This is a genomic window from Burkholderia sp. Bmkn7, from assembly GCF_041103175.1.
Classification (GTDB): Bacteria; Pseudomonadota; Gammaproteobacteria; order Burkholderiales; family Burkholderiaceae; genus Burkholderia; species Burkholderia cepacia.
Genome location: NZ_JBGCUH010000003.1, coordinates 2,237,038 through 2,263,394, shown reverse-complemented (window position 1 = coordinate 2,263,394; position 26,357 = coordinate 2,237,038). Strand labels below are relative to the sequence as shown.

27 protein-coding genes are annotated in these 26,357 nt (G+C 66.9%); 18 read left to right on the top strand and 9 right to left on the bottom strand.

Annotated elements, in window-relative coordinates; translation table 11 throughout:
• Positions 1-191: 191 nt before the first annotated feature.
• Positions 192-665 (top strand): PliI family lysozyme inhibitor of I-type lysozyme, encoded by a 474-nt coding sequence (locus tag AB3K92_RS32065; protein WP_369466569.1) that lies wholly within the window; start codon positions 192-194, stop codon positions 663-665.
• Between the two features lie 54 nt (positions 666-719).
• On the opposite strand, the gene fetB is transcribed toward AB3K92_RS32065, so the two are convergent.
• Complete coding sequence (gene fetB / locus AB3K92_RS32060; protein WP_021159773.1) at positions 720-1,523, bottom strand: iron export ABC transporter permease subunit FetB; 804 nt, start codon at positions 1,521-1,523, stop codon at positions 720-722.
• Complete coding sequence (locus AB3K92_RS32055; protein ID WP_059488370.1) at positions 1,520-2,221, bottom strand: ATP-binding cassette domain-containing protein; 702 nt, start codon at positions 2,219-2,221, stop codon at positions 1,520-1,522. The genes fetB and AB3K92_RS32055 overlap by 4 nt, the downstream gene beginning before the upstream one ends.
• Positions 2,222-2,373: 152 nt before the next feature.
• Between AB3K92_RS32055 and AB3K92_RS32050 the strand changes: the two genes are divergently transcribed.
• A complete protein-coding gene (locus AB3K92_RS32050) occupies positions 2,374-4,689 on the top strand; it encodes an AsmA family protein (protein ID WP_369466568.1) in 2,316 nt (771 codons plus the stop codon).
• A 98-nt stretch (positions 4,690-4,787) separates the two neighbouring features.
• On the opposite strand, the gene AB3K92_RS32045 is transcribed toward AB3K92_RS32050, so the two are convergent.
• On the bottom strand, positions 4,788-5,240 hold the full coding sequence (locus AB3K92_RS32045; protein WP_021159771.1) for a lipocalin-like domain-containing protein: 453 nt from the start codon (positions 5,238-5,240) through the stop codon (positions 4,788-4,790).
• Positions 5,241-5,411: 171 nt separating this feature from the next.
• Between AB3K92_RS32045 and AB3K92_RS32040 the strand changes: the two genes are divergently transcribed.
• The 6 genes from AB3K92_RS32040 to AB3K92_RS32015 all read left to right on the top strand — a co-directional run bounded on the left by AB3K92_RS32040 (position 5,412) and on the right by AB3K92_RS32015 (position 12,169).
• A complete protein-coding gene (locus AB3K92_RS32040) occupies positions 5,412-7,004 on the top strand; it encodes an ABC-F family ATPase (protein ID WP_027787281.1) in 1,593 nt (530 codons plus the stop codon).
• A 256-nt stretch (positions 7,005-7,260) separates the two neighbouring features.
• Positions 7,261-8,010, top strand: a complete 750-nt coding sequence (locus AB3K92_RS32035) for an FkbM family methyltransferase (RefSeq protein WP_059687992.1) — start codon at positions 7,261-7,263, stop codon at positions 8,008-8,010.
• A complete protein-coding gene (locus tag AB3K92_RS32030; protein WP_060128469.1) occupies positions 8,011-9,003 on the top strand; it encodes a phosphotransferase enzyme family protein in 993 nt (330 codons plus the stop codon). It abuts the gene before it with no gap.
• 22 nt (positions 9,004-9,025) lie between these two features.
• Entirely contained in the window at positions 9,026-9,886 is an 861-nt protein-coding gene (locus tag AB3K92_RS32025) for a 4Fe-4S cluster-binding domain-containing protein (protein WP_104767982.1), read from the top strand.
• Positions 9,883-10,956, top strand: a complete 1,074-nt coding sequence (locus AB3K92_RS32020) for an asparagine synthase-related protein (protein WP_059653055.1) — start codon at positions 9,883-9,885, stop codon at positions 10,954-10,956. Before AB3K92_RS32025 ends, AB3K92_RS32020 begins: the two co-directional genes overlap by 4 nt.
• Before the next feature lie 7 nt (positions 10,957-10,963).
• On the top strand, positions 10,964-12,169 hold the full coding sequence (locus AB3K92_RS32015; protein ID WP_059621725.1) for a glycosyltransferase: 1,206 nt from the start codon (positions 10,964-10,966) through the stop codon (positions 12,167-12,169).
• On the opposite strand, the gene AB3K92_RS32010 is transcribed toward AB3K92_RS32015, so the two are convergent.
• Positions 12,126-12,815, bottom strand: a complete 690-nt coding sequence (locus tag AB3K92_RS32010; protein WP_059488385.1) for a cephalosporin hydroxylase family protein — start codon at positions 12,813-12,815, stop codon at positions 12,126-12,128. The genes AB3K92_RS32015 and AB3K92_RS32010 overlap by 44 nt on opposite strands.
• Here AB3K92_RS32010 and AB3K92_RS32005 point away from each other — a divergent pair.
• Positions 12,814-13,800, top strand: a complete 987-nt coding sequence (locus AB3K92_RS32005) for a phosphotransferase (protein WP_369466567.1) — start codon at positions 12,814-12,816, stop codon at positions 13,798-13,800. The two genes, AB3K92_RS32010 and AB3K92_RS32005, sit on opposite strands and share 2 nt — an antisense overlap.
• 18 nt (positions 13,801-13,818) lie before the next feature.
• Here the strand turns inward: AB3K92_RS32005 and AB3K92_RS32000 are convergent, their stop codons facing one another.
• Together AB3K92_RS32000 and AB3K92_RS31995 are read right to left on the bottom strand one after the other, a co-directional pair.
• A complete protein-coding gene (locus tag AB3K92_RS32000) occupies positions 13,819-14,394 on the bottom strand; it encodes a polysaccharide deacetylase family protein (protein WP_021159762.1) in 576 nt (191 codons plus the stop codon).
• Between the two features lie 76 nt (positions 14,395-14,470).
• Entirely contained in the window at positions 14,471-15,019 is a 549-nt protein-coding gene (locus tag AB3K92_RS31995) for a hypothetical protein (protein WP_155629116.1), read from the bottom strand.
• A 286-nt stretch (positions 15,020-15,305) separates the two neighbouring features.
• Here AB3K92_RS31995 and AB3K92_RS31990 point away from each other — a divergent pair, with 286 nt between their 5' ends.
• Complete coding sequence (locus AB3K92_RS31990; protein ID WP_060326316.1) at positions 15,306-15,785, top strand: DUF2501 domain-containing protein; 480 nt, start codon at positions 15,306-15,308, stop codon at positions 15,783-15,785.
• A gap of 111 nt (positions 15,786-15,896) precedes the next feature.
• On the opposite strand, the gene AB3K92_RS31985 is transcribed toward AB3K92_RS31990, so the two are convergent.
• Together AB3K92_RS31985 and AB3K92_RS31980 are read right to left on the bottom strand one after the other, a co-directional pair.
• Positions 15,897-16,262, bottom strand: a complete 366-nt coding sequence (locus AB3K92_RS31985) for a hypothetical protein (RefSeq protein ID WP_027787292.1) — start codon at positions 16,260-16,262, stop codon at positions 15,897-15,899.
• A gap of 320 nt (positions 16,263-16,582) precedes the next feature.
• Positions 16,583-17,344, bottom strand: coding sequence for a hypothetical protein (locus AB3K92_RS31980; RefSeq protein WP_059488392.1), 762 nt, complete (start codon positions 17,342-17,344; stop codon positions 16,583-16,585).
• 124 nt (positions 17,345-17,468) lie between these two features.
• Here AB3K92_RS31980 and AB3K92_RS31975 point away from each other — a divergent pair, with 124 nt between their 5' ends.
• The 3 genes from AB3K92_RS31975 (at position 17,469) to AB3K92_RS31965 (ending at position 20,924) form a co-directional block, all read left to right on the top strand.
• On the top strand, positions 17,469-18,905 hold the full coding sequence (locus AB3K92_RS31975) for an aldehyde dehydrogenase family protein (protein WP_048022815.1): 1,437 nt from the start codon (positions 17,469-17,471) through the stop codon (positions 18,903-18,905).
• A 121-nt stretch (positions 18,906-19,026) separates the two neighbouring features.
• Positions 19,027-20,217: an NAD(P)H-dependent flavin oxidoreductase gene (locus tag AB3K92_RS31970; protein WP_369466566.1), complete on the top strand. Its 1,191-nt coding sequence runs from the start codon at positions 19,027-19,029 to the stop codon at positions 20,215-20,217.
• Positions 20,218-20,282: 65 nt separating this feature from the next.
• Positions 20,283-20,924, top strand: a complete 642-nt coding sequence (locus AB3K92_RS31965; protein ID WP_021159755.1) for an OmpW family protein — start codon at positions 20,283-20,285, stop codon at positions 20,922-20,924.
• 96 nt (positions 20,925-21,020) lie between these two features.
• Here AB3K92_RS31965 and AB3K92_RS31960 read toward each other — a convergent pair whose 3' ends face one another.
• Entirely contained in the window at positions 21,021-21,224 is a 204-nt protein-coding gene (locus AB3K92_RS31960) for a DUF1289 domain-containing protein (protein WP_021159754.1), read from the bottom strand.
• Positions 21,225-21,645: 421 nt separating this feature from the next.
• On the opposite strand from AB3K92_RS31960, the gene AB3K92_RS31955 reads away from it, so the two are divergent.
• The 5 genes from AB3K92_RS31955 to AB3K92_RS31935 all read left to right on the top strand — a co-directional run bounded on the left by AB3K92_RS31955 (position 21,646) and on the right by AB3K92_RS31935 (position 26,225).
• On the top strand, positions 21,646-22,740 hold the full coding sequence (locus tag AB3K92_RS31955) for a polyamine ABC transporter substrate-binding protein (protein ID WP_027787297.1): 1,095 nt from the start codon (positions 21,646-21,648) through the stop codon (positions 22,738-22,740).
• Between the two features lie 85 nt (positions 22,741-22,825).
• Positions 22,826-23,986 carry an ABC transporter ATP-binding protein gene (locus AB3K92_RS31950; RefSeq protein ID WP_048022911.1) on the top strand — a complete coding sequence of 387 codons (1,161 nt, stop codon included), beginning with the start codon at positions 22,826-22,828 and terminating at the stop codon, positions 23,984-23,986.
• On the top strand, positions 23,983-24,909 hold the full coding sequence (locus AB3K92_RS31945; RefSeq protein ID WP_027787299.1) for an ABC transporter permease subunit: 927 nt from the start codon (positions 23,983-23,985) through the stop codon (positions 24,907-24,909). The genes AB3K92_RS31950 and AB3K92_RS31945 overlap by 4 nt, the downstream gene beginning before the upstream one ends.
• On the top strand, positions 24,906-25,727 hold the full coding sequence (locus tag AB3K92_RS31940) for an ABC transporter permease subunit (RefSeq protein ID WP_027787300.1): 822 nt from the start codon (positions 24,906-24,908) through the stop codon (positions 25,725-25,727). The genes AB3K92_RS31945 and AB3K92_RS31940 overlap by 4 nt, the downstream gene beginning before the upstream one ends.
• An 87-nt stretch (positions 25,728-25,814) precedes the next feature.
• Positions 25,815-26,225 (top strand): hypothetical protein, encoded by a 411-nt coding sequence (locus tag AB3K92_RS31935; RefSeq protein WP_369466565.1) that lies wholly within the window; start codon positions 25,815-25,817, stop codon positions 26,223-26,225.
• Positions 26,226-26,357 lie beyond the last annotated feature (132 nt).

The following is a 26,357-nucleotide window of genomic DNA, read 5'->3' as shown; positions in this document are numbered from 1 at the left end:
CGGCCCGGCGGCGCGTGAGCGTTTCGTGTCGCCGTCACGATGCTTTCCCGCGACCCGCTCGCGGTGCCGTGCTGCGGCAGCGGTATGGCGGCCGCCCGGCATGCGGCGGTGTCGCGCGTCGACCTGCGTGACGTCATGCGAATGTCACGCTATGCTCGCCCGCATCATCCACTTCCCGTAACGACATCCCGATGAAATGCCGAATCCGCGCATTGCTGTGCGCCATTGCGTTCGCCGCCATGCACGCGCACGCGGCCGACGATTGCGGTTTCGTGAAAAAGGTCGGGCTGCCGTCCCGGCAGCAGGTGGCCGTCGTGTCGAGCGGCGCGCTCGAACCGTGCTCGACCGGCAGCTACGCGGTGCGGGTGTATTCGACCGCGCATGCCGCCGCCGGCTTCGATACCGACGACTACGTGACGGGCGCGCTGCATGCGCGTGACGGTACGGTTACCGATGCGTTCACGGCCGACCTCGGTGCGCGGGCGCCGCAGGCGCTCGTCGTGACGACACGCTCGGCCGGCAGCGGCGGTTATGTCGGCGCGCAGGCCTATGTGACGACGCCGCGCACGGTGCGGCTCATTGCGTCGGTCGACGGGCTCGCGGCGGACGCGGACATCGCGGCCGCATTGCGGCAGGCGATCGGCAAGCGTCGCGGCGCGCGCTGACCGGCGAACCGCGCGGACGCATCGCGCGGACGCACCGCGCGGCGACTCCGCGTGTCAGTGCGCGCGTTCCTCGAGCCGCGATGCGAGAAAGCGGTGATCCGCCGAGAACAGCCGGCGATAGGTCATCAGCACCGCGCCGACGGTGCCGAGCGCGGAAGCCGCGGCGATCAGGAACATGATCACGATCTGGTAGCGCACGGCCTGCAGCGGCGACTGGCCAGCCAGCACCTGGCCCGTCATCATTCCCGGCAGGCTCACGACGCCGACGACGGCCATCTGGTTCAGCGTCGGCAGCATGCCTGCGCGCACGGCCTGGCGCGCGGCGTCCTGCGCGGCTTCCCAGCGCGTCGCGCCGAGCGCGAGTGCGGTTTCGACGCGGTCGCGGCGCGCCGTGAGTTCCTCCATCATCCGCTCGACGCCGAGCGACACGCCCGTGAGCGTATTGCCGAGAATCATCCCGAGGATCGGAATCGCGTATTGCGGTGCGTACCACGGATGGATGCGGATCACGACGAACAGGCCGACCGCCGCGACGAACCAGCTGCTGAACCAGATCGATGCGATGCTGTCGATGCGCTGGCCGCGGTAGGTGCGCTTGCCGCGCCCCGCGCCGGCGAACCCGGCGATCAAGGTCATCAGCGCGGTGAGCGGCAGCACGATGTACCAGTGAGGATGACCGAATACCCAGCCGAGCACGTAGCCGATCGCGAGCAACTGCACGACGGTGCGCACGGCCGCGAGCGCGAGCTTGCGGCCGAGGCCGAGCGACAGTGCCATCGAGATCGCGCCGTTGACCGCGACGAGTGCGGCGGCGATGCCGACGTCGACGAGGCTCAGGTCCTGCAGTGCGGGGCTCATCGTGTTGCCTCCGTCGGGTCGGCAACGTGTATCACGCCGGCCTGCATCACGAGCCGCATCGTGCCGATTCGTGCTGCCTGGGCGGGATCGTGCGAGATCCACATGTACGCGCGGGCCTCGGGCGCCGCGTCGAACCATGCGCCGACGAGCGACTCGATCGCGCGCGCCGATTCGGGATCGAGCGCGGAGGTCGGCTCGTCGAGCAGCAGCACGTCGGGATCGAGCTGCAGCACGCGCAGCAGCGCGGCGATCTGGGCTTCGCCGCCCGACAGGTCGCTCGCGCGCTTGTCGAGGAAGTCGGGGCCGCGGCCGGCCTGCGCGGCGAGCGCTTCGGCGCGCGCGCGATCGAACGCGACGTCGCGATAGATCGCGAGCGAATACGGATAGCGCAACTGCGATTCGACGGTGCCGTCCATTTGCGCGGGGCGCTGGCGGACATAGGCGACGCTGCGCCGGTAACGCGGGATCGCGCTGCGCCGGATCCGTTTGCCGCGCCACAGGATGTGGCCGCCGTCAAGCGGATCGAGCAGCGCGAGCGCGCGCAGCAGCACGCTCTTGCCCGACCCGGACGGTCCCGTGACAGCAATTCGCGATCCCGCTGCGAGGCTGAAATCGGTCGGGGCGAGCAGGGTCTTGCCGCTGCTGGCGTCGCGCCGCGTGATGTGCTGCGCATCGATGAGGCCGGTGGGGGCTGTCATGTCACAAATGAAAAAAAGCGTTAATGGCGCCGAAACGTCACCATGGCGTGCGTCATAATACCGACTGAAAAGCCGCGGGTGTCGTGCGCCGTTCGTCCACGCAAGCGGCCCGGCATGGTGCGGCGACATTTCAGAACAACAACGGAACCGCCATGACGCTTACCCGAGCCATCGGCAAATCGGCTGCATGGATCGTCGGTATCGTCGCGGTGCTCATCGCGGCGGCCGGCGTCTTTCTCTTTGCGTTCGACTGGAACCGCGCGAAGCCGTGGGTCAACGAACAGGTGAGTGCCGCACTCGGCCGCCCGTTCGCGATCAACGGCGATCTCAAGGTCGGCTGGCGCCGACCCGACGGCGAAACCGGCTGGCGTGCCTGGGTGCCCTGGCCGAGCTTTTCGGCCACGCAACTCGAGATCGGCAACCCCGACTGGGCGAAGACGCCCAAGTTCGTCACGCTCGATGCCGCGCACTTCGACCTCGCGATCCTGCCGCTGCTCGCGCATGAAATCGTCATCCCGTCGATCGACGTCGTGAATCCGGCCGTCGACCTCGAGCGGCTCGCCGACGGCCGCAACACGTGGACCTTCCAGTTCAAGCAATCGTCGCAGCCGTCGCCGTGGAAAGTGCGGCTCGACAGCTTCGGCTTCGCGAAGGGCACCGTCACGTATCGCGACGCGATCACGAAGGCCGACCTGACCGTCGCGATCGATACGCTCGGGCAGCCGATTCCCCTCGGCGATGTGCTGAAGGAGCAGGAGCAGACGTCGCGCGCGGCATCCGCGCAGCGTGTCGGCAAGCGCGGCGCCGCGCAACTGAGCGCGAAGGCCAGCGCGGAAGCTGCGTCGGGCGCGGAGGTGTCGAGCGCGGCGTCGGCGCCGGGCGATTCGGCTGGTTCGCGCGTTGCTTCGGCTTCTTCGACTTCGTCCGCTGCTTCTGCTTCCTCCGCTGCTTCTGCTTCCTCCGCTTCTTCTGCATCGACGGCTGCCGCCGCGTCCGGCGCAAGCGGCGCCGCGGCGCCCGCGAAGCCGTCCGGCCCGACCTATGCGTTCGGGCTGAAGGTCGACGGCCGCTACAAGAACGTGCCGATCAGCGGTACCGGCAAGCTCGGCGGCGTGCTGGCGATCCAGGACGCGTCGCGGCCGTTCCCGCTGCAGGCCGACGTGAAGGCCGGCGACACGCGGCTCGCGATCGTCGGCACGTTGACCGATCCGATGCATCTCGCGGCGATCGACCTGCGGCTGTGGCTGCAGGGCACGTCGATGTCGCACCTTTACCAGCTCACCGGCATCACGCTGCCCGACACGCCGCCTTATGCGACGGAAGGGCGGCTGATCGGCAACTTCAAGCGACGCGCGAGCACGTTCCGCTACGAGAACTTCAACGGCCGCGTCGGCGGCAGCGATCTCGGCGGCACGCTGGTGTACGAGCAGCGCGAGCCGCGGCCGAAGCTGTCGGGCGAGCTCGTGTCGAACCTGCTGCAGTTCTCGGACCTCGCGCCGGTGATCGGCGCGGATACGGCCGCGAGCAAGGCCAGGCGCGGCGACACGACGCGCCAGCCGCCGGACCGCGTGCTGCCGGTCGAGACGTTCCGTACTGATCGCTGGCGCGCGCTCGACGCGGACGTCAAGTTCACGGGCCGCAAGCTGATCAAGAGTTCGAACCTGCCGATCACGAACCTGTACACGCACATCGTGATGCAGGACGGCGTGCTGTCGCTCGAACCGCTGCAGTTCGGCGTCGCGGGCGGCACGCTCGCGACGACCGCGCACCTCGACGGCAGCGGCACGCCGTTGAAGGGCCGCTTTACGGTGGCCGCGCGGCACCTGAAGCTCAAGCAACTGTTCCCGACGCAGAAGGTCATGCAGTCGGCGCTCGGCGAGATCAACGGCGACGCGTCGCTGTCGGCGACGGGCAACTCGCCGGCCGCGCTCGCCGCGACGTCGACCGGCGAAGTGAAGGCGCTCGTGACGGACGGCCGCATCAGCCGCCTGCTGATGGAAGCGGCGGGGCTGAACGTCGCCAACGTCGTCTACGAGAAGCTGTTCGGCAACAACGACGTGAAGATCAACTGCGCGGCAGTCGACTTCGTCGCAACCAACGGGATGCTCGACCCCAAGGTGTTCGCGCTCGATACCGACGATGCGCTGATCAACGTCGACGGCCCGATCAGCCTGCGCGACGAAACGCTCGACCTGAAGATCCATCCGCATACGAAGGGTTTCCGGATCTTCTCGCTGCGCTCGCCGCTGTATGCGAAGGGCACGTTCAAGAATCCGAAGGTCGGCGTCGATGCGGGCGCGCTCGCGCTGCGCGCCGGCGCGATGGTCGGGCTCGGGCTGATCAACCCGTTCGCGGCGCTGATTCCGCTGATCGCGCCGAGCAACAACCGCGACGTGCCGTGCTCGGAGTTGTTCGGGCAGATCAACGCGAAGGCCGCGCAAAGAGCGGCCGCGAAAGCCGGCAAGTGACGCACGCAGCCGCTGGAGCGGCTTGCGCCACGGTGCCGTTTGGGGTCGTGGCCGCGCCCGGCGAAGCGCCGGCCGCTCGGGGCGCCATCGGGGTGCGCTCAGCGGCCGGCGCGTACCCAGACGATCACCGGCTCGACTTCCCGGCCGCCGATCCGTACCGGTTCGGCGGTGCCGAGTTGCAGCCGGTCGCCGTCCAGGCTGACCACACGCTGCTGGACGTTGCCGATCCAGTTCGGATACAGGCTGACGTCCATTTCATGGGTCAACGTGCCGTCGTCGTCGACGTTAAAGGGGCCGGAATACGCGATGTAGCCGTGCGCCGCGGCCGCGCGTTCCTCGACGCTGCCGCCCTGCAGGTCGCCGTCCGCGTAGGGCGGGCGGCCGGCCGCCATCAACTGGGCGGACATATAGCCGTCGGGCGTATAGAGGATCCAGCCGCGTGCGTCGCGGCCGAGCGGATAGGTGACGGTACTGCCGTCGCGCGGGCGGATTTCGTAGGACACGAGGCGCCATGCGCCGACGAGTTGTTCGCGAAGCTGGCTGGCAAGCATGCGGGGGTTCCGGTGAGACGGCGGTGGAGCGCGTGCCGTCGTGTTGACGGGCCGCCGGGCGGCGGGCCGGGAGGGCCGGGAATACGCCGTCGGGGCGGTGCGGTCGGCAGTTTCTCCGACACCTGCTAAAATACACGGTTTTCCGTCGATTTCTCTCTTACGGGACCTGCCGTGCTTTCTACTGCCAACATCACGATGCAATTCGGGCCGAAGCCCTTGTTCGAGAATATCTCGGTCAAATTCGGCGAGGGCAACCGCTACGGTCTGATCGGCGCGAACGGCTGTGGCAAGTCGACCTTCATGAAGATCCTCGGCGGCGACCTCGAGCCGAGCGCCGGCAACGTCGCGCTGGAGCCGAACGTGCGCCTGGGCAAGTTGCGCCAGGACCAGTTCGCGTATGAAGACGTGCGCGTGCTCGACGTCGTGATGATGGGCCACACCGAGATGTGGGCCGCGATGACCGAGCGCGACGCGATCTACGCGAACCCGGAAGCCACCGACGACGACTACATGCACGCTGCCGAGCTCGAAGGCAAGTTCGCCGAATACGGCGGCTACGACGCCGAGGCGCGCGCGGGCGCGCTGCTGCTCGGCATCGGCATCGAGGAGAAATTCCACAACGGCACGATGAGCGACGTCGCACCGGGCTGGAAGCTGCGCGTGCTGCTCGCGCAGGCGCTGTTCTCGAAGCCGGACGTGCTGCTGCTCGACGAACCGACCAACAACCTCGACATCAACTCGATCCGTTGGCTCGAGCACACGCTCAACGAGTACAACTCGACGATGATCATCATCTCGCACGATCGTCACTTCCTGAACTCGGTGTGCACGCACATGGCCGACATGGACTACGGCACGCTGAAGGTCTGGCCGGGCAACTACGACGACTACATGCTCGCGTCGGCACAGGCGCGCGAGCGCCAGGCCGCGGCGAACGCGCGTGCGAAGGAGCGCGTGGCCGAGCTGCAGGACTTCGTGCGCCGCTTCTCGGCGAACAAGTCGAAGGCCCGTCAGGCAACGAGCCGCGCGAAGCAGATCGACAAGATCAAGATCGAGGAATTCAAGCCGTCGTCGCGTCAGAACCCGTTCATCCGCTTCGAGTTCGAGAAGAAGCTGCACAACGTCGCGGTGGTCGCGGAAGACATCACGAAGAAGTACGAGCGCACGATCTTCCAGAACTTCAACCTGTCGGTGCAGCCGGGCGAGCGGATCGCGATCATCGGCGAGAACGGCGCGGGCAAGACGACGCTGCTGCGTTCGCTGCTCGGCGCGCTCCCGCTCGAGCACGGCACGGTGAAGTGGTCCGAGAACGCGAATGTCGGCTACATGCCGCAGGACACGTACGAGGAGTTCCCGAACGACATCACGCTGATGGACTGGATCGACCAGTACCGCAAGGACGGCGACGACGAAACGATGGTGCGCGGCACGCTGGGCCGCCTGCTGTTCTCGTCGGACGACATCAAGAAGTCGGTGAAGGTGCTGTCGGGCGGCGAGAAGGGCCGGATGATCTGGGGCAAGCTGATGCTCGGCCGCCACAACGTGCTGCTGATGGACGAGCCGACCAACCACATGGACATGGAATCGATCGAGTCGCTGCAGATCGCGCTCGAGCAGTTCGAAGGCACGCTGATCTTCGTGTCGCACGACCGCGAATTCGTGAGCGGGCTGGCGAACCGGATCATCGAAGTGCGCACGGACGGCACGCTGTTCGACTTCGGCGGGAATTACGAGGAGTTCCTGACGAGCCAGGGGCAGGAATAAGTGTCCTGAGCGTTCCTCCGGCCAAGGGTCGCGGCTGGGCAGGCAAGCAGTACCTCCAGCCGTCCCCACGAAGCGAACCGCCGGAAGTAAATCGAGCCCGCATCGACAGCGTTGTCGATGCGGGCTTTTTTCATTTCCGCTTGCCGCGCAACCCGGCAGCGTGTGTCATTCCGGTTTCCTCCCATCAATCGACTTCGGGTAAATTACCCACCGAACGCCAATCATCATTCCCCATATCGACCCGGAGCCGCTCCCGATGCCGGACCATCCACTCCCGCTCGACCTGTCCGGCCTTGCGCAAAGCCTGTACGCGCAGGGCACCGAGGAGGGCATCCTGTCGCGCCTGATGGAGCGGATCGCGCCGGTCAACCGGTTCTGCGTCGATATCGGCGCCAGCGACGGCCTGCGCAACAGCAACACCGCCCGGTTGTTGCGCGAACAGGACTGGGCCGGCGTGCTGGTGGAAGGCAGCGCGTACCGGTTCGGCAAGCTGGCCGCGCACTACGCGGGTGCAGCGCGCATCCGCCTGCATCACGACCGCGTCCAGCCCGACACGGTCGATCATCTGCTCGCCGACGCGAACACGCCGACCGACTTCGACCTGCTGTCGATCGACATCGACGGCAACGACTACTGGGTCTGGCGTGGCCTGCAGGCGTTCAAGCCGCGCATCGTCGTGATCGAATACAACCCGTACTACACGCCGCCCGAGCGTTGGGTCATGTGCTTCAACCCGGATCACGAATGGGACGGCTCGACCTATTACGGCGCGAGCCTCGAATCGCTCGTGCACCTCGGCAGGCAGAAGGGTTATGAACTCGTCTGCTGCGACGACATGGGCAACAACGCATTCTTCGTGCGTCAGGACCTGTATCCGCTGCTCGGCATCGCGAACAACGATCCTTCGGTGCTGTTCCGGCCCGCGATGTACAAGCTGCGCTATGTCGGACACAACACGTTCCTGACCGGTCATCCGTATCGGCACGGGCCGGCCGAGCACATCTGAATGGGCCCGCTCGCCGCGACCTTCGACGAGATCCTGGAAGCCTGCGCGCTCGGCCGTAGCGGGCCGCCGCGCCAGGTCAGCGAACGCGTGTGGCACCTGCCGACCGACGACGGCGGCGTGGCGGTCAAGCTCTATGCGGCCGGGCATCAGGCGCGTGCGGCCAGGGAAGCCGCGGTGCTCGCGCACTTCGAGACGCACGGCGATACACGTTTCCATGTGCAGGCGCTGAAACGCACGGCAGCCGGCGCACCGCTGTGGACGGGGGCGAACGCCCACGCGATGCTCACGCGCTGGGAACCCGGGCAGTTCAGAACCTACGACACGTTTTCGCCGGCCGAATGGGATGCGCTGGGCGCGAGCCTGGCCGCGTTGCACCTGAGTCTCGAGCGGCTTCAACTGCCGTCGCTCGACACGATCCGTGCGCGGTTGATCGCGATCGACGCGGATGCGGTGCGGCGCAGTCTGCTCGATGCGCTGAATCGCGCACGCTCGAACGAGAACGCCGCGAACCTGCGCCGCTACGTCGATCTCGCGCTGCGCATGCTCGACCGCTACTATCCGGGCAGCATCGACGCGTTTCCCGCCGACGATCCGCAGCACCCGATCCACAACGACTACAACCAGTTCAACTATCTGTTCACGGGCACGCTGCCGCCGCTGATCCTCGACTGGGAAGCGACGATCGGCGCGCCGCGCGAATACGAACTGGTGCGTTGCCTGAACCATTTGCCGCTGGAAGCGCCGCAGCTGGCGGAAGCGTTCGTGCGCGCATACCGGCGGGTGCGGCCGGTGGATCCCGCACGCATTGCCTGGGCGGTCGATGCCGCATGCCTGCAGCACGCGCTGAAGCTCTGGATCGTGCAAGGCTGGCTCGACGATCCGTCGCGTTTCGCGTCGCATCTGAGCGGCGCGGTGACGATGGCATCCGCGATGGTGGATGCCCGCGACCGCCTGGTCGATTTCTTTTCCCGTTGCATCGAAGCAGGACGCTGAAGTGAATTCGAACCTGAACCGGATGTCGCCTTCGACGTCGCCGCCGAGCGAGCGGCAGCACGTATTTCCGCCGCCGCTGGATCGCGACTACCGTGTCGAAGACGGGCGTGTCCTGACGCGCTCGCTGGAAGCGCATATCGTCGACCACTGCAACCTGACGTGCGCGGAATGCTGCTCGCTGTCGCCGCTTCTGCCCGAGTGGTACGCGAGCCCTGCATCGCTCGAGGCCGACCTGCGCCGTGCGGCGAAGGTGCTGCGCCCGCGCATGTTCAAGCTGGTCGGCGGCGAACCGCTGCTGCATCCGGCGCTCGTCGAGCTCGTCGGGCGCGTGCGCGCCACGGGTATCGCGCCCGTGATCTCCGTCACGACGAATGGCCTGAAGCTCGGCGAGATGACGGATGCGTTCTGGCAGGCGGTGGATGCGCTGACGATCTCGCGCTATCCGAAGCCGTCGCTTTCGGCCGACCTGGTCGCGCACATCGAGCACCAGGCCGCGCGCTTCGACGTGCGCCTGAACTGGAAGGTGCAGGACGTGTTCACGACGATGAACCGTGCACAGCCCGGCACCGACCGGGACGCCGCGCAGCGCCTTTATCACGATTGCTGGATTCGCGAGCGCTGCCATATGATTCGCGACGGCATGTTCTACACGTGCACGCGTCCGGCGCATTTCCACACACTCTACAAGGGCGAGAAGGATTTTCGATCCGACGGCCTGCCGCTGCGCGACGACGCGGGCATGCTCGACGCGATGCTCGCCTATCTGCAACGCGAGGCGCCGCTCGAAGCGTGCCTGCATTGCCAGGGCGGCAGCGCGCCGGTGGCGCCGCATCGCATCCTCAAACGCATTGAAGTGGACTCCTTGAAGGCTCGTTATCCATGATCGTCGGCACGCGCGACCTGTTCGGCTTCGACCGGCTTCACTACCATCCGCGCAGCGGCACGGCGGCGTCCGGCATCCGGGCCGTCCTGCGCGCGTCGGCGCAACCGGCCGGCGAGCCGGACGCGGCGGCCATCGCGGGCTACCTGAGCGGCGAGCGTCTGGCCGGCCGCACCGTGCTGCGCGACGTGCGCGCGGTGCCGCCCGGCCATGCGCTGATCCGTTCGCCGCAAGGGCTGGCCGTTCAGCCGGTACCCGGGCGGCCGCAGCACGCGGATCTGGAAACCGTGCTGCGCGCGTCGCTGCAACGTGCGCTCGACAGCGGCAAGCGCGTTGCGCTGGCGTTGAGCGGCGGGCTCGATTCGGCGTTGCTGCTTGCGCTGCTGCGCGAACTCGGCGCGCAGCGGCACGTGACGTCCTACATCCTCGTGACCGACATGCCGGACTATTGCGAACGCGATGCGGCACTCGAACTGGCCGGGCAGATGCAGGCGAACGTGAAGCTCGTGCGCGTGAACGAGGCGGATTTCGTCGCGGCGCTGCCGAGAACGACCCATGCGGTCGAGGAGCCGATGTTCAACCTGCATCCGGTCGCGAAGCTGCTGCTGGCCGAGGCGATGGCCGCGGACGGCGTCGAGGTGGCCATCACCGGCGACGGCGCGGACCAGGTGCTGCGCCGCGACCAGTCGGCCAACTATCTGCCGCTGTGCCATGCGTTGTTCGATGCGGCGTCGGTCGACCTGCATCCGCCGTTCGTCGACGATGCCGTCGTCGCGCATCTGACCAGCATCGCACCCGATCCGGACAAGCAATGCCTGCGCGATCTCGGTGCGCGCCTGAACCTGCCGGACCGGCTCGTGCATGGCCCCAAGCGCGGGCGGCTCGCCCCGGCGATGGATCTCGCGACGCTGCTCGATCGCGACCGCACGCGCGCGCTGGCCGACACGCTCGGTCTGGACGCGCCCACGCTGCAAACGGACAACGAACGCGTGCTGTGGACGACGCTGTCGCTGATCCTAGATCATTTCAACCGCCTCGACACTCCCCTCGATGCCGCGCATCGCCCAACCTGAGCCACTCATGAAACGCATCCTGTTCTGCGTGGTGCCCGAGAAAGGGCACGTCAATCCGTGCATCGGCCCGGCCCAGCACCTGCGCGCCGCCGGTTGCGACGTCGCGTTCTATGCGCCGGCCGACATCAGCGCCCAGCTCGACGGCGCCGGCGGCTTCGCGTTCGTCGGGCCGCGCGAGACACCCGAGCGTCACGACCTGTCGCGCGGCGCGAGCTTTGCCGCGAACATCCGCGACGCGGACTGGCTGCGGCACTGGATCCGCACGCTGCTGATCGACCTGGCGCCCGCACAGGTGGACGGCATCCGCGCGGTGCTGCGCGACTGGCGGCCCGACGTGGTCGTGATCGATCCGCTGCTCTATGCGGCGGCGATCGCCGCCGAGCTGGAGGGGCTGCCGTGGGTGGCGATGTCGAATTCGCTGAATCCGGTGCTGCCGGACGATCTCGACTCCGAATTGCTGCGCACGGTGCGATGGCTGGCGCCGGAACGCACCCGGCTGTTCGCGCGCTACGGGCTCGATGCGCGCTTTCGCGGTTGCGACATCCTGTCGCCGCACCTGACGCTCGCGTTCACGACCGACGCGCTGGTCGGCGCGCCGCCGCCCGGTGTCGAGCTGGTCGGCCCCGCGCTGCCGTCCGGCCCGCGTGGCGACGAGACGCCGTTCCCGTGGGAGCGCCTCGATGCCGATCGTCCGCTCGTCTACATGTCGCTCGGCAGCCAGCTTTATTACCATCCCGATGTGTTCGCGAAAGTCATCGAGGCGGCGCGTGCGACGCCGGCGCAACTGGTGTTGTCGGTGGGCGAGCTGGTCGATGCGGATCTGCTGCCGGCCGGCGACGCGCGTGTCATCGCGGTGCGTTACGTGCCGCAACTGGCGCTGCTGCGACGCACGCACGCGTTCGTCAGCCATGGTGGCGCGAATTCGGTGATGGAATCGCTTGCATGCGGCGTGCCGATGTTGCTGTCGCCGTTCTGCAACGACCAGTTTCATTCGGCGCACTTCGTCGAGCGGGCCGGCGCGGGGCGCGTGCTGGATCTGCAGCGCGCCGGCGTGGCCGACATTGCCGATGCGCTCGCGGGCCTGTTGCGCCCCGGTTCGTTGCGCGAGCAGGCGGCGCGGATCCGTGCGAGCTACGCGCGTGACGGCTCGGCGGAGGCCGCGCGCCTGATCAGCGAACTCGCTTCAGGAAACCGCCTGGCGACAGCGTCATGAGTACGCGGTCTTCGATGTCGTAGTCGACCTCGAACCGGTCGTCGCGGCCGAGATAGTCGCGCACGGCGGTGGCCGGGTTATTGCCTTTGCCGTACGGCTTGCCGTCGAACATCGACGCGGGCAGGTATTCCATCACGGTATCCATCACGATCGCGTAACTGCCCGGCGTCACGAGCGGCGCATAGCATTCGAGTTCGCGCAGCACGTGTGCGTGGGTATGCGTGAGGTCGAGGATCGCCATCACGCGCGCATCCTGCGGGATCTGCGCGCACACCGATGCGAGCGTGTCGGCCGCGCACGACTCGCCTTCGATCAGCACCATGCGATCGGCGAGCCGATGCGACTGCAGGCGCTGCCTGACGTCGTCGCGCAGGCGCGGCTCGATCGCGACGACACGGCCGCGATCGCCGTTCAGCGCCAGCATCGACGCGGAGAACACGACGCCGCCGCCCGCCGCGATGCCGGTCTGCACGATGCAGTCGGGACGCTCGCGCCAGATCAGTTCCTGGAGCGCGAGCATGTCGCCGGGCAAGTGGAAGAAGCGCTCGCCGAGCCAGCGCGTCTGGAACAGGTGGTCGAATTCGGCGGCGCGCGTCAGCCATTCGATGTTGATGTCCCGCATGCGGGCCGAAGGACGCTCTGACATGGTCAATGCAACGAGTAGGAGTGACGTGAAAACGCTGGAACCGTGGCTTCACCGGTATTGGAACATCGGGCCTGCACGCTTGCAGGCGCTGGCGTCGGGCCATACTAACAAAACGTATCTCGTCGAGTGCGACGCGGGGCGCGCGGTGCTGCGCGTGTCGTGGTCCGGCAAGCCGGTCGGGCAGGTGGATCGCGAGGCGGCGATACTCGGTCATCTCGGTGATACGCGGGCGGCGCCGATGCTGCCGGCGCTGCCGCGCCTGCGGCCGACCGTCGACGCGCAATCCGGCGTGCGACTGCCTGACGGAAGCTGGCTGCATCTGTTCGAGCATATCGACGGCAGCCCCGGCCTGCCGCCCGAAGCGGAGGCGGGCGCGATCGACGCGATGCGTGCGCTCGCGCATCTGCATGCGGCGCTGGCGGCGATTCCCGTGACCGAATCGGCGCCGCTGGCCTGGCTGTCGGCGCGGCACGCACGCGTAGCCGCGCGTGCCGCGCCGCCGTTGCCGGGGAACCTGAGCGACCGGTACGGGACGATGATCCGTCGGATCGGCGCGCATCTCGACGCTGCCGCACGCTGGCTGACGGGGACGGTGCACTGGCTGCACGGCGACTATCACGCGGGCAACCTGCTGTACGTAGGGGGCGCCGTGAACGGCGTGCTCGATTTCGACGACGTTGGGCAGGGCGCGCAGTGGCTCGAAGCGGCGTTTGCGCTGTTTGCGCTGTCGCGCGATGCGGGCCGAGACGATCGCTTCGTATTCGACGCGCGCCGCTGGGACGCCGGCCTGCGGGCTTATGCGGCGACGCGGCCCGATGCCGTGCCTGACTGGATGCATGACCGCCGCGACGCGCTGACGGCCCTGTTCTGCGCGGACCAGACGCTGATTCACCTGGAAGCCGCGCAGCGCGGCCTGTGGGTGCCGGGGCCCGGCATCGGTTTTCTCGGCGGCTGGCGGCAGTTGCTGGATGGCGCTGCGCCCTGACGCCGGCCGGATGCCGCGTCAGCGCGGCCGATTCAGGAACAGGCGCACGGCTTCGACCGTGTTGGGCCGCGCCTCGCCGTGCCGGGATCCGTCGTGCATGCAGAACAGCACGTCGCGCTGCCGTGACGTGCTGGCGTCGACATGGGCGCACATCGCGTCGAATAGCGCCTGCGGCGACGGCGCCGGCCGCTGCCAGTCGTCGAGGATCGCGGTCCAGCCGGTGTGTTCGCGTTGCAGCCGTGCGAGCACGCGGGCGCGACTGTCCTGCGGCATCAGTCCATAAGGCAGGCGCAGCGGGATCGCATCCGGCGCGGGCACGCGGGCCTCGCGGTAGGCATCGCGGATCAGCGCGTCGGTCGTCTCGATCTCGTCGATCAACGCGTCGTCCGACAGCGTGCCCGGCTTCGCGTGCGAACGGGTGTGATTGCCGAGCCGGTGGCCTTCGCGTGCCATGCGTGCGGCCACATCGAGCGCGCCTGCCAGATTCCGGCCGAGCAGGAAGAAGGTCGCGCGGCACGACGCGGCGTGCAGGACGTCGAGCAGGAGGGGCGTCGACGGGCCGGGGCCGTCATCGAAACTGAGGCAAATGGGCATCGCAGGTGGGTGCGCCGTTCAAGGTGTACCGGGGGAACGATAGCGCAAGTCGCGGCGAGCGGCAGCCGGCTACCGGCTACTCGCGCGGCTCGATGGCCAATGGACAGGTGCCGACCCGACGCAAGCGCGTACCGGTCCACTCGTAGAAGAACCGGGCCGCCTTCGCGTCGTTGTAGTCGCAGTCGTCGTTGAAGCAGCCCGCGACGATCAGCAGCGTACTGCCGGGCCGGAAATCGACGCGCTCCTCGTCGTTGCCCATTACGCCTGCGATGGCCTGTACGCCGGGCATCGTGTACGTCGCACCCGTGTACTTGTCGACGATCGCGAAATTCCGGCAATCCGTTCCGCAACCCCAGGTCGCGACGCGGTAGTGGCCGGCAAAGTTGGCCGGCTGCGTGAATTCGTCGCGAATGACGGTGCGGTAGAGGCGGGCTTCCCGGGTGGTCAGGCGCGGTGCCGCGGCCGGCTTGCGCGGTGCGCTTGCGGCGGGTGCCGGATAGCGCTCGAACGACGGCGAAGGGCATGCGGCGGCGGCCGTGGCCGTGGCCGCGCCGGCGGTGCCGGCGCCGCAACCCAGCGCGGCCGCTGCGCCGGCGAACAGCAGAAATCGATGGGCAAGCATCACGCGAGCGTCCTTCATGTTCGGGATCGAGATCGGGCCGGAGGGTCCGGGCGGCCGGCGACGACGATTCTATGACGCTTCGCGCGCGTGGGCGACCCGGGCGGGCGATCGCGCACGGATGCAACACCGGCATGTCCGCACGCGGCGCGCCGTCAAGCTTTGTCAAATCGTGGCGATATCACGATGCCTGACGTTTCAGGCCGCCTCCGAAGGCTGTCATGCACGGGTTGATTGAGTATCCTTGGATTCGATTCACGGTACTCACGCAGTCACAACCGGGAGGCTTCACATGAATGCACGTCTATACCGCGCGACCATTGCCGGTACGCTGATCGGGTTGCTCGCGCCGTTTTCGGTGGCGCATGCGCAGCTGGGCGATGTCCTGAAGCAGGTCGGCGGCGGGGGCGATTCGGGCGGCAGCGCGGGTGGTGCGCTCGGCAACCTCGGCGGCATCGGCGGCGCGTTGACGGGCGGCGGCGGTTCGTCGCTGATGCCGGGCAGCACCGGCAACGTCGCGGGCCTGCTGCAGTTCTGCATCCAGAACAACTATCTCGGCGGGGCATCCGGCGGTGCGTCGTCGGTGAAGGACGCGCTGATGGGCAAGCTCGGCGGCAACGCGTCGTCCGACAGCGGCTATACCAGCGGCGTGAGCGGTGTTCTCGACGCCGGCAATGGCAGCAAGCTCGACCTGAGCGGCGGCGGACTGAAGCAGCAGGTGACCAGGCAGATCTGCGACAAGGTGCTGACGCAGGCGAAATCGCTGCTGTAAGCGCGCATCGCGGGTCGGGGTGCGGTGCGCGACGTACCGCCCCCGTCAGTCTTTCCGGCTGACGTTCCCGTCAACGAAAGGAGCGCGGCGGCACGCGTGCCGTCCCGATCGTCAATCGGCCAGCCGCTTGTCGGCGAGCGCCTTGCAGCAGTCTTCGTAGACCCATTGCACGAGTTTCGCCCGATAGTCGAGGTCGTCGGTATCGACGATTTCCTCGACCGCGTCGCGCGCCCACGACGCATCGACGAATCCGGCGTGCCGCTTGGCGATGTCCTGCGCGAGCGCCGCGAGCTTGGCGATCGCGAGCCAGTCGGCCTGACGGTGATGGCGGTCGAGCCAGCGGTGCGCGGCCTGGACCTGGAACGTGGCGTCCGGCCACGATTCGTTGAGGTAAAACGCGCCGAGGTTGCCGCAGGTGAGCCAGCAAAGCAGCTCGAGGCGGTCTTGCGAGCCGAGGGTATGGGGTGCGTCGGACATGGCAGCGCTCACGAAATACGTCGATTCCGGGCGGCGCCGGTTGCAACGGGCCGGTGCCGATAGTAAAAACATAGCACGATGCGGGCCCGCCCGCGCACCCGGGCGGATGCTGACATGGCGGTGGCGAAATGGACGCTGCGCCGGCGCGGATGGCCGATGGCGGAATGAGGGGGCGGCGGGAACGAAAAGTGCGCGAGCGCGTGAGGAACGACGCGGGAAGATGCGACCAGGAAGCGACCAGGAAGCGGCCGCTTGCGCCGCGAAGCGGGCCCGTTGCCGGGCCCCCGCAGCCCGGCGCGCGGGCTGGCGGATGCGCGGGTTCAGTTCGCCGTGTGCGTGGCGCGCGCGATCGAGCGGATGCTGCGCTCGACGCGGATCAGGATGATCAGCACCGCGAGCGACACGAACGAATACAGCGCGACGAGCGCGGCGACACCGGCGAAGCGCGCGGTCTGGCCGTTCTCGGCAGCCGTTTCTTCCGCGGCCTTCTTCTCGTTGTCGATCGCCGTCCGGCGTGCGTCGTAGCGCTCGGAGAAGTCGCGCATGACCGCCGACACGACGTCGGTGTACGCCTGCTCGCGCGCATATTCGTCGCCGTGCCCGGTGACTTTCTTCTTGACGCTTGCCGCGACGTCCGCGCGTGACAGCACCTTGTCGAGATACGCGATCTGCTGTTCGTAGTACGCGACGTCCGGATGGTCGTCGTCGCCGAGCACGCGCTGGAACGACGGCTCGTACGCGTCGCGATCGACCGCGTAGTCCGGCGACAGGGCCGCCCGGCCGTGCTTCTGCACGATGCCCGACAGTTGCGTCGACAGGCGCAGCGCGGGCGACGCGTTGTCGTCCTTCGCTGCCGCGCCGTCGGCGGCCGGCGTGGCCTTGGCGGTTGCGCCGTTCTCCCACGCGAACGATGCAGGATCGACCTGGATGGCCGAATCGACCTTCGGCGGTTTCGACAGGCGCGCATCGAGTGCGATCGCGCCGAATATGACCCCGCCGATCAGGACCGCGGTCGCGAACAACAACACGATCACGCGCAATACCTGAAGATAGCCGCCCTCGATTTTGGTCAGGATGCTCAAGGCATTCTCCTTTCTTATGATGAATGAGGCGCCGAGGCTAAAGACCTTTCCAATAGCTGTCAATCGTCACACCGGCCGGCCGAAACGCTCGCTAGAATGTCGGCTTTCCTGGAGGCGGAAAACGATGAAAATCTACGACCAGTTCTATATCGACGGCGCGTGGCGCAAGCCGGCCGGCACCGGCACGATCGACGTGATCGACTCGGGCACCGAAGCCGTGATCGGCCGGATTCCGGAAGGCGTCGCGTCCGACGCGCAGGACGCGATCCGCGCGGCGCGCGCGGCCTTCGACGCGTGGGCGGCCACGCCGGCCTCGACGCGCGCGGGCTACCTGCGCAAGATCGTCGAGCATCTGCAGGCGCGCAGCGAGGAGCTCGCGCAGTCGATCACCGGCGAAGTCGGGATGCCGATCAAGCTGTCGCGCGCGATCCAGGTCGGCGGCCCGATCTACAACTGGAAGGCGTACGCGAAGCTTGCCGAGTCGTTCGAGTTCGAGGCACAGGTCGGCAACTCGCTCGTCGTGCGCGAACCGGTGGGTGTCGTCGCGGCGATCACGCCGTGGAACTACCCGCTCAACCAGGTGACGCTGAAGGTCGCGCCGGCGCTCGCGGCCGGCTGCACGGTCGTCCTGAAGCCGTCCGAGGTCGCACCGCTCAACGCGTTCATGCTTGCCGAAGCGATTCACGAAGCCGGGCTGCCGGCCGGCGTGTTCAACCTCGTGTGCGGCTACGGCCCCGTGGTCGGCGAGGTGCTGGCCACCGATCCGGACGTCGACATGGTGTCGTTCACGGGCTCGACGCGCGCCGGCAAGCGCGTCGCTGAGCTGGCGGCCGCGGGCGTCAAGCGCGTTGCGCTCGAGCTGGGCGGCAAGTCGGCGTCGGTGATCCTCGACGATGCCGATTTCGCGACGGCGGTGAAGGGCACGGTCAACGCGTGCTACCTGAACGCGGGGCAGACCTGCTCGGCGCACACGCGCATGCTGGTTCCGGAAGCGCGCTACGACGAAGCGCGCGAGATCGCGAAGGCCGCGGCCGAATCGTACGTCGCGGGCGACCCGCGGCAGGATGCGACGCGTCTCGGCGCGCTTGCGTCGGCCGTGCAGCAGCAGCGTGTGCAGGACTACATCCAGCGCGGGATCGACGAAGGCGCGGAGCTCGTGACGGGCGGCACGGGCCTGCCGGAAGGGCTCACGAAGGGCTTCTTCGTGAAGCCGACCGTGTTCGGCCGCGTCGATCCGAAATCGACGATCGCGCAGGAAGAAATCTTCGGGCCGGTGCTGTCGATCATCACGTATCGCGATGAGGACGAGGCCGTGCGGATCGCGAACGATTCGCCGTACGGGCTCGGCGGCGCGGTGTGGGCCGGCAGCGACGAACGCGCAATGGGCATCGCGCGCCGTATCCGCACCGGGCAGGTGGACATCAACGGCGGCACGTGGAACGGCGCCGCGCCGTTCGGCGGCTACAAGCAGTCGGGGCATGGCCGCGAGAACGGCGTGTACGGGCTCGAGGAATATCTCGAGTACAAGTCGATGCAGCTCAAGCCCGCGAAGCCTGCCTGAGCGCTTCGCACCGCACGAACCGGAAACGGCACGCTGGTGCCGTTTTTTTATTGACGGTCGTCAAGGTGCGCGGCGGTGGATCGTCGATCATCGCGGTTCCGATGTTCCGACGAGGTTTCAGATGACCGTACGCACTTCCTTTCCGCCGCTGACGATCCGCGGCCGCACCTTGCTGCCTGTCGTGCAGGGCGGCATGGGTGTCGGCATTTCCGCGCACCGGCTGGCGGGCAGCGTCGCGCGCGAAGGCGCGGTCGGCACGATCGCGAGCATCGACCTGCGTCACCATCATGCGGACCTGCTCGCGCGTTGCCGCGCGCAACCCGATCGCGCGACGCTCGAGGCCGCGAACCTCGAGGCGCTCGCCCGCGAGATCCGTCTTGCGAAGACCTACAGCGAAGGACGCGGGATGATCGCGGTCAACGTGATGAAGGCCGTGAGCGCGCATGCGGACTACGTGCGGGTCGCATGCGACGAGGGCGCGGATGCGATCGTGATGGGCGCGGGCCTGCCGCTCGACCTGCCCGATCTCACGCAAGGACACGACATCGCGCTGATCCCGATCCTGTCGGACAGCCGCGGGATCGCGCTCGTGCTGAAGAAGTGGATGAAGAAGGGGCGCCTGCCCGACGCGATCGTGATCGAGCATCCGGCGCATGCGGGCGGCCATCTCGGCGTCACGCAGATCGACGACATGCTCGACCGCCGTTTCGATTTCGCACGCGTGCTCGACGAGACCGCGCAGGTGATGGCATCGCTCGGCATCGAACGCGAAACGATCCCGCTGATCGTTGCGGGCGGGATCAACAGTCACGACACGGTGCGCGCGGCGCTCGAGGCCGGCGCGAACGGCGTGCAGGTCGGCACGCCGTTCGCGGTGACGGAAGAGGGCGATGCGCATCCGCAATTCAAGCGCGTGCTGGCCGATGCGACGCCCGACGACATCGTCGAATTCGTCAGCGTGACGGGGCTGCCCGCGCGCGCGGTGAAGACGCCGTGGCTCGATCGTTACCTGCGCAACGAGACGCGCATCCGCAGCAAGCTCGGCGCGCTGAAGCAGCGCTGCCCGACCGCGCTCGAATGCCTGAGCGTATGCGGCTTGCGCGACGGCATCGAGAAGTTCGGCCATTTCTGCATCGACACGCGGCTGGCGGCGGCGCTGCGCGGCGACGTCGCGAACGGGCTGTTCTTCCGCGGCCGTGAGGCGTTGCCGTTCGGCCCTGCGATTCGCAGCGTGCGCGACCTGCTCGACCTGCTGCTGACGGGCTGTGCGACCGAGCCTGCGGCAAACCGTCCCACGTTTACGCTGGCTTGACGGATATCAAGAACATGAAAAGACCCTACGAGGAGAATGGGAACCATTCTTTGGGGGTCCGTACCATGCTTAAAACGATTCGAACTTGTGTCACCGCTGCCGCCGTTGCGGCCAGTTTCGTCGCGATGCCGTCGCTGTCGCACGCGGCTTCGCCGGGCGAAGGCATCAACCAGGGCGACGTCCTGGTCCGGCTGCGTGCGATCAGCATCCAGCCGAACGAACGCGCGAGCGACACGCTGGGCGCGCTCAACGTCGGCGTGAACAACGCGATCGTGCCCGAGCTCGACTTCACGTACATGATCCGCGACTACCTCGGCGTCGAACTGATTCTCGGCACGTCGCGGCACCAGCTGACGTCGAGCCTGGGCAATCTCGGCGGCGTGGGCGTGCTGCCGCCGACACTGCTGCTGCAGTATCACTTCAACCATGCCGGCAAGGTGCGTCCGTATTTCGGCGCGGGCGTGAACTACACGTACTTCTACAACAACGGGCTCAACGTCGGCGGGCAGGGCGTGTCGATCAACAAGAGCAGCTTCGGCCCGGCATTGCAGTTCGGCGTGGACGTGCAGTTGACGAAGAAGGTCTTCATGAACGTCGACGTGAAGAAGATCTGGATGAGCACCGATGCGACGCTCGGCGACAAGGGCATCGGCACGCTGCACATCGATCCGCTGATCGTCGGCGTGGGCGTCGGGATGAAGTTCTAGACGCGGCGGGAAACGAACAGAAACAGGTACAGAAACAGAACAGAGTTGGGGTTGGCGGCATGGCGGTCTGCATGCCGCTTTTTTTGCGCGGCGGATTTACAGCTTGTCGTACTGGAAGCGCATCGCGGTGCCTTCGCGCTGGATGCGCTCCCATACCGCGCGCTTTTCGTCGTCGCTGAGGAACACCCAGTTCGACACTTCGGCCGCCGTGCGGCCGCAGCCCTTGCAGACTTCGTCGAAGAGGGTCGAGCACACGCCGATGCAGGGGCTGTCGGGCAGGTCGTGGAGATTGGAGGCCATCGGAGGGGTTCACGCAGTTGAATCGTCAGCCGCCATTTTAATGCATCGCGGCCGGTCGGTCGGACGGGCGCGGCCGGCATACCGTACCGGTGCAGCGGCGTGACAGTACGGCCGGGTTCGGGCGCAGCCGCCGCTCGGCTCGCGTCCGGCCGGCGAACGCGGTTTCGTCGCCGCCTGTCTTTCCCGGTGGACAGCCGCCGATTACCCGATAGAATTCCCCGGGAACGTCTCGCCGCACGGGCCGCCTGACCGGCCGGCAGCGGGAGATCTGTTCCGTTTGCGCGACACCGGCATGATTTTTTTGTGACGGGGCGCGAATGATGGTAGTTTTCGGGGTTTTCGAGGGGCGGCGCGCCAGAATGCGCCGCCATGACGAGGCAGACGGCAGCCGGGCAACGTGTCCGGCCGGAGGGAGAACGGGATGAAAGCAAAGGTAGTGGGCCGGTTCGCAGCGCTCGCGCTGTGCGTGGGTGCATCGGCGGCAGCGGCGAAGGATACGCAGCTCAATGTCTATAACTGGTCGGACTACATTGCGAAGGACACGATCCCGAACTTCGAGAAGCAGACGGGCGTCAAGGTCCGCTACGACAACTACGACAGCGACGATACGCTGCAGGCGAAGCTGCTGACGGGCAGCTCGGGCTACGACATCGTCGTGCCGACCAGCAACTACGCAGGCAAGCAGATCGCCGCCGGCATCTTCGCGCCGCTCGACAAGTCGAAGCTGCCGAACCTCAAGTACCTCGATCCGCAGCTGATGGCGCTCGTCGCCGGCGCGGACCCGGGCAACAAGTTCTCGGTGCCCTGGGCGTACGGCACGACCGGTCTCGCGTACAACCTGACGAAGGCGCAGCAGGCGCTCGGCAAGGTACCGCTCGACAACTGGGACATCCTGTTCAAGCCGGAAAACATCTCGAAGCTGAAGACCTGCGGCGTGTCGGTGCTCGACGCGCCCGACCAGATGTTCGCGGCGACGCTGCACTACATCGGCAAGGATCCGATGAGCACGAACCCGGCCGACTACAAGGCCGCGATGGAAGTGCTGAAGAAGATCCGCCCGTACATCACGCAATTCAACTCGTCGGGCTACATCAACGACCTGGTCGGCGGCGACATCTGCTTCGCGTTCGGCTGGTCGGGCGACGTCGTGATCGCGAAGCATCGCGCGATCGAGGCGAAGAAGTCGTACAAGGTCGAGTACTACATTCCGAAGGGCGGCGCGCCGGTGTGGTTCGACGTGATGGCGATCCCGAAGGACGCGAAGAACAAGGAAGCCGCGCTGGAGTGGATCAACTACATCGAGGATCCGAAGGTGCACGCGGCGATCACGAACGCGGTGTACTACCCGAGCGCCAACGCCGAGGCCCGCAAGTACGTGCGGCCCGACGTCGCGAACGATCCGGCCGTCTATCCGCCGGCCGACGTCGTGAAGACGCTGTTCCTGCTCAAGCCGCTGCCGCCTGAAATCCAGCGTCTGCAGACGCGTCTGTGGACCGAGCTGAAGTCGGGCCGCTGACGCGAGCCGGCGTTCCCAGCAGTCATGAAGCCCCTGGTGCCCCCGGGGGCTTTGTTCGTTCAACGCAGGAGAGATGCAGCACATCATGAATAGCCAGTCGGGTGCGCCGGTCGCGGGCGCACCGTCCTCCGTTTCCTCCTCCGGCGCCGATGCGCGCGCCGAGAACTTTGTCCAGATCGTCGACGTCGTCAAGAAATTCGGCGACACCGAAGCCGTGCGCAGCGTCAACCTGACCGTGCGCCAGGGCGAGCTGTTCGCGCTGCTCGGCAGCTCGGGCTGCGGCAAGTCGACGTTGCTGCGGATGCTCGCGGGCCTCGAGACGGTCACGTCGGGCAAGATCCTGATCGACGGCGAGGACCTCGCGCAGATGCCGCCGTACAAGCGGCCCGTGAACATGATGTTCCAGTCGTATGCGCTGTTCCCGCACATGTCGGTCGAGTCGAACGTCGCGTTCGGCCTCAAGCAGGAAGGCACGCCGAAGGCCGAGCTGAAGGAACGCGTGGCCGCGGCGCTCGAACTCGTGCAGATGAGCAAGTACGCGAAGCGCAAGCCGCACCAGCTGTCGGGCGGCCAGCAGCAGCGCGTCGCGCTCGCGCGCTCGCTGGTCAAGCGCCCGAAGCTGCTGCTGCTCGACGAGCCGATGTCCGCGCTCGACAAGCAGATCCGCCAGCGCACGCAGATCGAGCTCGTCAACATCCTGAACAAGGTTGGCGTCACCTGCATCATGGTCACGCACGACCAGGAAGAAGCGATGACGATGGCCAATCGCCTTGCGGTGATGAGCGAAGGCCAGATCGTGCAGATCGGCTCGCCGAACGAAGTGTACGAATACCCGAACAGCCGCTTCTCGGCCGAGTTCATCGGCTCGACGAACCTGTTCGAAGGCGTGACCGTCGAGGACGAACCCGACCACGTGTACATCGAATCGCCGGAGCTGCCGAGCCGGTTGTACGTGAGCCACGGGATCTCGGGCCCGCTCGGGATGCCGGTCACGGTGTCGGTGCGCCCCGAGCGGATCGCGCTCACGCGCAAGCCGCCCGAAGGTGCGTTCAACTGGGCGCGCGGCCGGATCGGCAACGTCGCGTACATGGGCGGCTATTCGCTGTACCACGTGAAGCTCGACGGCGGCAAGACGGTGATCGCGAACGTGTCGAGCCTCGCGATTTCGGAGCTCGACACGCCGTCGCTCGGCGACGAGATCTACGTGCGCTGGAGCGCGACTGCCGGCGTGGTGCTGACGTCATGACCTCGTTCAAGTCCATGCTCTCGTGGCCGGTGCGGCGCTTCAACCTGACGGGCGCCACGGCGGTCGTGGCCGGCCCGTTCACGTGGCTCGTGCTGTTCTTCCTCGTGCCGTTCGTGCTGGTCGTCAAGATCAGTTTCGCGGAACTGCAGCTCGGCATCCCGCCGTACACGGAGCTTGCGTCGTACGCCGACGGCGTCGTGCACGTCGCGCTGAACCTGTCGCACTACGCGTTCCTGTTCACGGACAGCCTGTATTTCGCGACCTACGTGAACTCGGTGTGGGTGGCCGCGATCACGACGCTGCTGTGCCTGCTGATCGGCTATCCGATGGCGTACTACATCGCGCGCTCGAACCCGGCGACCCGCAACCTGCTGATGATGGGCGTGATGCTGCCGTTCTGGACGTCGTTCCTGATTCGCGTGTACGCGTGGATCGGCATCCTGAAGAACAACGGGCTGCTGAACAACTTCCTGATGTGGATCGGCCTCACGCATACGCCGATCGAGCTGTATCGCACCAACTACGCGGTGTACATCGGGATGGTGTATTCGTACCTGCCGTTCCTCGTGATGCCGCTGTACGCGCACCTGGTGAAGATGGACCTGCGTCTGCTCGAGGCCGCATACGACCTCGGCGCGAAACCGTGGAAGGCGTTCGTGCAGATCACGCTGCCGCTGTCGAAGAACGGGATCATCGCGGGCTGCCTGCTCGTGTTCATCCCGGCGGTGGGCGAGTACGTGATTCCCGAGCTGCTCGGCGGCGCGAACACGCTGATGATCGGCCGCGTGATGTGGAACGAGTTCTTCAACAACGCAGACTGGCCGATGGCATCGGCCGTGACCTGCGCGATGGTGCTGCTGCTGCTCGTGCCGATGGCGATGTTCCAGCACTTCCAGGCGAAGGAGCAGGGAGGCCGTCGATGAAGCCGAATCGTTACCTGCAGTTCGCGGCGCTGTTTGCCGGCTTCGCGTTCCTGTACATCCCGATCATCAGCCTGATCGTCTATTCGTTCAACGAGTCGAAGCTCGTCACCGTGTGGTCGGGGTTCTCGTTCCGCTGGTACTCGGCGCTGGTCGAGGACGACGAGCTGCTGACGGCCGCGTGGCTGTCGCTGAAGATCGGCGTGCTGACCGCGTTCGCGTCGGTGATCATCGGCACCTGGGCCGGTTTCGTGCTCGCGCGGATGGGGCGTTTTCGCGGTTTCGCGCTGTTCAGCGGGATGATCAACGCGCCGCTCGTGATTCCCGAGGTGATCCAGGGGATCTCGCTGCTGCTGCTGTTCATCGAACTGGCGAAGTGGATCGGCTGGCCGGCCGAGCGCGGCATCTTCACGATCTGGCTCGGCCACGTGATGCTGTGCATCTCGTACGTCGCGATCATCGTGCAGTCGCGCGTGCGCGAGCTGAACCCGTCGCTGGAAGAGGCCGCGCTCGATCTCGGCGCGACGCCGCTGAAGGTGTTCTTCACGATCACGCTGCCGCTGATCTCGCAGGCGCTGATCGCCGGCTGGCTGCTGTCGTTCACGCTGTCGATCGACGACCTCGTGCTGTCGGCGTTCCTGTCGGGCCCCGGCTCGACGACGCTGCCGCTCGTGGTGTTCTCGCGTGTGCGTCTCGGGCTGAACCCGGAGATGAACGCGCTCGCGACGCTGTTCATCGTCGCGGTGACGGCCGGCGTCGTGATCGCGAACTTCGTGATGCTGCGCCAGGAGCGCAAGCGGATGGCGGGGTTCGCGACCTGACGCGTGAATGGCGTCTGCCATGAACAACGCCCGGTGCCGACGACGAGTCGGGCCGGGCGTTTTGTCTGGCGCGACGGGAGAAAGGAATTGAAGATTTCAGAATTGCTTGGTGCAAGCCTGACTGCCGCGATCGTGGCAGGCTTGTTGATCGGCATTGTGTCCGTCAAGGATTTCGGCGAAGTTTCGATCGTTTTTTCCGCTGTGGCTTTCACGGTTGCGTTTCCCGTGGCAATGCTGCTTTCGTATCCGGTCTATCGGGCCAGCACGCTGCTTCCTCGGAGGGCGGTATTGCCGATGCTGGTCATCGTGGGCGGTGCGGCTGGATTGACCGTTCTTGCGGTTCTGACACAGGCAGCCTGGCCGGACATCGCAGGGAACGGAGAAATGGCCCTGCTGTATGCGGCAATCGGAATGATGTGTGCGGTTTCGGCGCTGGGGTATGTCGAGCGATCCGGGATTGCCGGCAGGCTGCGCAAATGGCTCGAAAGGCCGAATTGACGGCCATCCAGCATCTGCCTTGACGACGACGGCGCGTCGCGCCGTTGGCCGGTGGCGCCCGCGATAAAGAACGCCCGGTGCGGACGTCGAGTCGGCCGGGCGTTTTGTCTGGAGGCGCTGCGCGTCGAGCTG